The sequence below is a fragment of the Collinsella sp. TF11-5AC genome (assembly GCF_003436775.1).
GTDB lineage: Bacteria > Actinomycetota > Coriobacteriia > Coriobacteriales > Coriobacteriaceae > Collinsella.
Genome location: NZ_QSQO01000030.1, coordinates 1 through 5,305, shown reverse-complemented (window position 1 = coordinate 5,305; position 5,305 = coordinate 1). Strand labels below are relative to the sequence as shown.

At 62.0% G+C, this 5,305-nt stretch carries 4 protein-coding genes; 1 reads left to right on the top strand and 3 read right to left on the bottom strand.

What is annotated here, in order from left to right; translation table 11 throughout:
- Window positions 1-179: 179 nt before the first annotated feature.
- From DXD16_RS09650 to DXD16_RS09640, 3 genes are all read right to left on the bottom strand, one after another.
- Complete coding sequence (locus tag DXD16_RS09650; RefSeq protein WP_117584134.1) at window positions 180-1,457, bottom strand: ammonium transporter; 1,278 nt, start codon at window positions 1,455-1,457, stop codon at window positions 180-182.
- A 198-nt stretch (window positions 1,458-1,655) separates the two neighbouring features.
- On the bottom strand, window positions 1,656-2,675 hold the full coding sequence (locus DXD16_RS09645; protein ID WP_233502699.1) for a putative ABC transporter permease: 1,020 nt from the start codon (window positions 2,673-2,675) through the stop codon (window positions 1,656-1,658).
- 3 nt (window positions 2,676-2,678) lie between these two features.
- Window positions 2,679-3,236 carry an HD domain-containing protein gene (locus DXD16_RS09640; protein ID WP_117655944.1) on the bottom strand — a complete coding sequence of 186 codons (558 nt, stop codon included), beginning with the start codon at window positions 3,234-3,236 and terminating at the stop codon, window positions 2,679-2,681.
- A gap of 228 nt (window positions 3,237-3,464) precedes the next feature.
- Between DXD16_RS09640 and DXD16_RS09635 the strand changes: the two genes are divergently transcribed.
- Window positions 3,465-5,246, top strand: a complete 1,782-nt coding sequence (locus DXD16_RS09635) for a 1-deoxy-D-xylulose-5-phosphate synthase (protein ID WP_117655943.1) — start codon at window positions 3,465-3,467, stop codon at window positions 5,244-5,246.
- Window positions 5,247-5,305 lie beyond the last annotated feature (59 nt).

Below are 5,305 nucleotides of genomic sequence, written 5' to 3'. Positions count from 1 at the left end.
GGACGATCGCCGTGATCTTCTTCATAGTGAATTCCTCTCTTTAGTAAAGAAATGAATTGCCATTCAATAACGCGGGTTTTCCAAGTGCCCGAGATTGCCCCGAAAGAGGAGCGCCGCGTACTTCGGTACGCAAGCGACGGTTTGAGGGGCAAGGTCGGGTGCTTGGGAAAGCCGCGCTGCTAATCGAGTCCGGAGAACGAGGGGTACGCGCTCTCGCCGTGCTGACTCGCATCCAGGCCCAGTGCCTCGTCGGCCTCGTCCACGCGCAGGCTACCGTGGAACAGCGCCTTGACCACCGCGGCGATCACCAAGTCGAGCATCAGCACAATAACGACCGTCACCACAATGCCCAGAACCTGCGAGACAAGCAGCGACACGTCGCCCGTGTAGAACAGGCCGCCCTTACCGGTCCACGAGAGCTCCGGCACGCAGAACAGGCCCGTGAGCACACCGCCCAAGATGCCGCCGATACCGTGGCAACCGAACGCGTCGAGCGCATCGTCGTAGCCGAACTTGGTCTTAAGATGGCTGATGGCCAGATAGCAGACGGGCGATACGATCAGGCCCATGACCAGCGCCGCCCACGGCTCGACAAAGCCCGCACCCGGCGTAACCACCACAAGGCCCGCAACCAAACCGGTGCTAGCACCCACCAGCGTGGGACGACCGGTGTGCACGCGCTCGACGACAAGCCACGAGACCATGCCCGCCGCGCTGGCCGTCACGGTGTTGAGGATGGCGAGTGCCGCCACGGCGTCGGCCTTAAACTCGCTGCCGCCGTTAAAGCCAAACCAACCAAACCAAAGTAGACCGGCGCCCAGCGCCACAAACGGCACGTTATGCGGACGGTAGCTCACCATGCCAAAGCCGCGACGACGGCCGAGCATTAAGCAGAGAATCAGGCCCGTGAGACCGGACGAAATGTGTACCACGTCGCCGCCGGCAAAGTCGAGCGCGCCGATGATGTCGCCGATAAAGGAACCATCGCCGCCCCAAACCATGTGGGCGAGCGGCGCATAGACCACGAGCAGCCAAATGCCCAGGAAGGCCGTCATGGCACCAAACTTAACGCGGCCTGCCAGACTGCCCGTAACGATAGCGGCGGTGATCATGGCAAACGCCATCTGGAAGGCGATGTTGATGATCTGAGGGTAGACGGCACCATCCGCAGCATTGCCCTCGGCCGCCTGCAGCACCTGGTTGAGCACCGGCAGGCACAGCAACTGGTCAAAGCCGCCAATAAACGGGCTAGAACCGTCGCCACCGTAGGCCAGCGACCAGCCGGCAACAATCCACAGCACACCAACCAGGCCAATGGCGCCAAAGCACATAAGCATGGTGTTGATGACATTTTTGCGCCTGGACAGGCCGCCATAGAAAAACGCCAGACCCGGTGTCATTAAAAACACGAGCATGGTGCAGATGAGCATAAACGTTGTCGATCCCGTATCGTACATTCGCTCCCCCTTGGTCGCATGAACGTTGTCGGCGCTCATGATGCGGCCGAGGGGCAACTGGTGTAGACCAGATACGGCGTTGTTAAACGCTGCGTTGTCGAATGGAAACGGCACCGCAATCTTGGAAACGGCGCGGCAACGGACGCGAAACGAACGGGAAACGTGCGAACGAGAAGGGCGCGCTTGGCTCCGCTCTGGCTAGCGCCGGAACAGCTCGCGGGCTCGGTCGCGGAGGTCGGTAGCTCGAATGACACCCTCGTAACGATTGATGCGCAGACGCGGGAAGGCGTTAAAGAAGCGTAGGTCGCGGCGGCTGAGTGACACGCTCGGTACCGGGCGGCTCATGCGCTTGCCGGCAAGGCGACGACCGAGCGACGGACGCGGCATACTCGGCGCGGCATCGGCCACGCGGCGGGCAGCGAGCGCCAGGCCGCGAGCACCATCCGAGATAAACGTCGGCATCGAAGTCTTCTCGCGCAGGGCATCGAGCGCCGCGTCGCCCAGCTCGGCCAGCCAAGCGTTAACGGCGCGACCGCGGATATGCGTCTGCGCCACCGAGTCAATCGCCGAATCGGGAATACGTTCGAGCATAGAGTCGGAGGCGTCGGCAAGCGACTCATTGATGCGGTCGGCAAGGTCGGCACGCACACGCTCAAGCTGATCGGACAGACGCCGCCAGCTCGCCAACGAGCACACCGCATCGACCATCATCGCGACCGCGACGATAAAGGCGGCCAAGCGCACGATTAGCACCGGCAGATGGCCAAGCAGCCCCAGCAATGCCGGCTCCACTAAACGGCAAATACACAACGCACCCAAGCCAAACGCGCAGGCCCAGTACAGGCAGATGCGTCCGTGCAGGTTAAACGGCAGATGCGAGTAATCCCAAAACCGGGCACCCGTCGTTTTTTCCAACAGCACGCCCACGCTATATTCGATCACGCTGCATACGAGCGCGGCAGCGACAAACTGGCTCGAGGCGTCTGGGATTCCACGCAGCAGCAACCAGCACGCAATGCCGCCCGCACCGTAGATGGGACAACACGGCCCTAGCAAAAAGCCGCTGTTGGCAAAGCGTCCGTGGTTGAGCATGGCGCAGACTGTCGACTCCCATACCCAGCCGCAAAAACCGTAGAAGGCAAACGAGAGTACCAGCGCCGAGAGCGGACAGGCGGCAAGCGTCGCGCCGTCAAATGCCATGTCGATCGCGGTTCCCACCGTCTACCCACTCCTCTTTTCGTTCGATTCTTTGCTCGAGCCGTCACTCGAGCCCTCGTTCAAATCGTTCGCGCCGCCTTTGCGCGGCAGACGGCCGGCAATCGTCTCGCGCAGCGCGCACCATTTATCCGCCAGGCACACAATCCATGCCTCACGACACGTCGGCGGCACCGGCACCAGCGGAAACATATGCCGCACGATAATATTCCGCTCGCGCGGCGTCAGCTCAAAATCTTCCTCGGCACGCGCCAGAGCAAAAAATGGATGCCGGAATCCGTGCAGTCGATGGCTTGGGTCGGGGTCGTGCCAGTCATAGAGAAAGTAATCGTGCAGCAGGGCCCCGCGCAGCAGCGATAAGCGGTCGACGGAGATACCGACGCGGCCCAGGCGCTCGGCAAAGGACAGACTTGCCCGCGCTACCGAGGTCACATGCGTATAGACCGTCACATCGCCATGTTGGATAAACTCATGCATCAGGTCCAAGCGGCCCGCCTGGGCAAGCTGACGGGCGGCATCGTCGACCTCGCGCGCGATTTTCTCGGCACGAACGGTATCGGACATGCGGCCTCCTTCCGGCGGCGCTCGGCGGCAAGCCGCGGCCTGCGCGCAATGAATAAAATCATCATCGAATTTACCAGTATGGCATCGGACAAAACGTTTTGCCCCACCAGTTGGCGAATTACCGCGCCGCCGTCACATATCAAACGCCAAAATGTGCGAGACTGTTTTGTGCAATTGTGCCGGCCGAGGGAGTGCCGGCGCACGATTCGCATGGAGTAACCCACAACGATGCTGCTTACGCAAACGACAACGCCCGAGGACGTCAAGGCTCTCGATCGCGCCGAGCTTCCGCTGCTCTGCGGCGAGATCCGCCACGCCATCCTCGAAAGCTCCGCCGCCGTCGGCGGGCACGTTGCCCCCAACCTGGGCGTCGTTGAGCTTACGGTTGCGCTCCATCGCGTGTTTAACTCCCCCATCGACAAGATTGTCTTTGATGTTTCGCACCAGACCTACGCCCACAAGGCGCTGACTGGGCGCGCGTACACTTATATCGACCCGGCACGCTACGGCGAGGCCTCTGGTTTTGCCAATCCTGACGAGTCCGAGCACGACCTGTTCGCCATGGGCCACACCTCCACGTCGGTGAGCCTGGGCTGCGGCTTGGCGCACGCTCGTGACCTGGCGGGCGATGCGTACAACGTCATCACCATCATTGGCGACGGTTCGCTTTCGGGCGGTCTGGCGTTTGAGGGCTTTAACAATGCCGCCGAGCTCGACAGCAACCTGATCATCATCGTCAACGATAACGACCAGTCCATCGCCGAAAACCACGGTGGCCTGTATCGCAATCTGGCCGAGCTACGCGCCAGCAACGGCACCTGTGAGCGCAACGTTTTCCGCGCGATGGGGCTCGACTACTGCTATCTGGACACCGGCAACGATGTGTTGGCCCTGGTCGACACGCTGCAGGAGCTGCGCGATATCGATCATCCCATCGTGCTGCACGTCTCCACCGCAAAGGGCAAGGGCTTTGAGCCAGCCCAGAGCGACCCCGAGCGCTGGCATCATGTGGGTCCGTTTGACATGGCGACTGGGCGCAAGCTCTGCCCGGGCCATCCGAGCGAGCCTGCGCCGCGCACCTATGCCGACATTACGGGCGAGGCGCTCAGCGCCGCCATCGAGCACGATCCGCAGGTCGTGGGCATCACGGCCGCCACGCCCTACATCATGGGCTTTACACCCGAGCTTCGCGCCGCCGCCGGCAAACAGTTCGTCGATGTGGGCATTGCCGAGGAGCACGCCGTGACCTTTGCCACCGCGCTTGCGCGCTCGGGTGCCAAGCCAGTCTTTGGTGTGTACGGCACGTTTTTGCAGCGCGCCTACGACGAGCTGTGGCACGACCTGTGCCTCAACGATGCCCCCGCAACCATCCTGGTGTTTGGCGCATCGATCTTTGGCACCACATCCGAGACGCATCTTTCGTTCTTTGATATTTCTATGCTGGGCGCTCTCCCCAATATGCGTTACCTGGCGCCTTCCTGCATGGAGGAATACCTATCCATGCTGAGCTGGTCGCTCGACCACCGCGAGCATCCCGTGGCGATTCGCGTGCCGGGCATTGGCTTGGTAAGCCGCCCCGATCTTGCGCCTGCCGAGGACGCCGATTACGGCGCCGTTCGTTACAACGTGGTGTGCCAGGGTCGCGACGTGGCCGTGCTCGCGCTTGGCGATTTCTTTGAGCTGGGCGAGCGCGTGGCAAACCGTCTGACTGCCGAGTACGGCATCGAGGCCACGCTCGTCAACCCGCGCTATGCAACCGAGCTCGACCGCGAGTTCCTCGACAGCCTTGCCGCCAAGCATCGCGTTGTCGTCACCCTCGAAGACGGCATCTTGGACGGCGGCTGGGGCGAGCGCGTCGCGTGCTACTTGGCCTGCACGCCCGTGCGCACGCGCACCTTTGGCATCGCCAAGGGCTTCCCCGACCGCTACGACCCCAACGAGTTGCTCGCTCAGAACGGCATGACGGCCGAGAACATGGCCGCCGAAGCCGTTAGGCTACTTAACGAGTAAAAAACCTCCGCAAGGGAATGAACTGCGCCCCAATTCTTGGACGGGCTAATAAGCGGCCT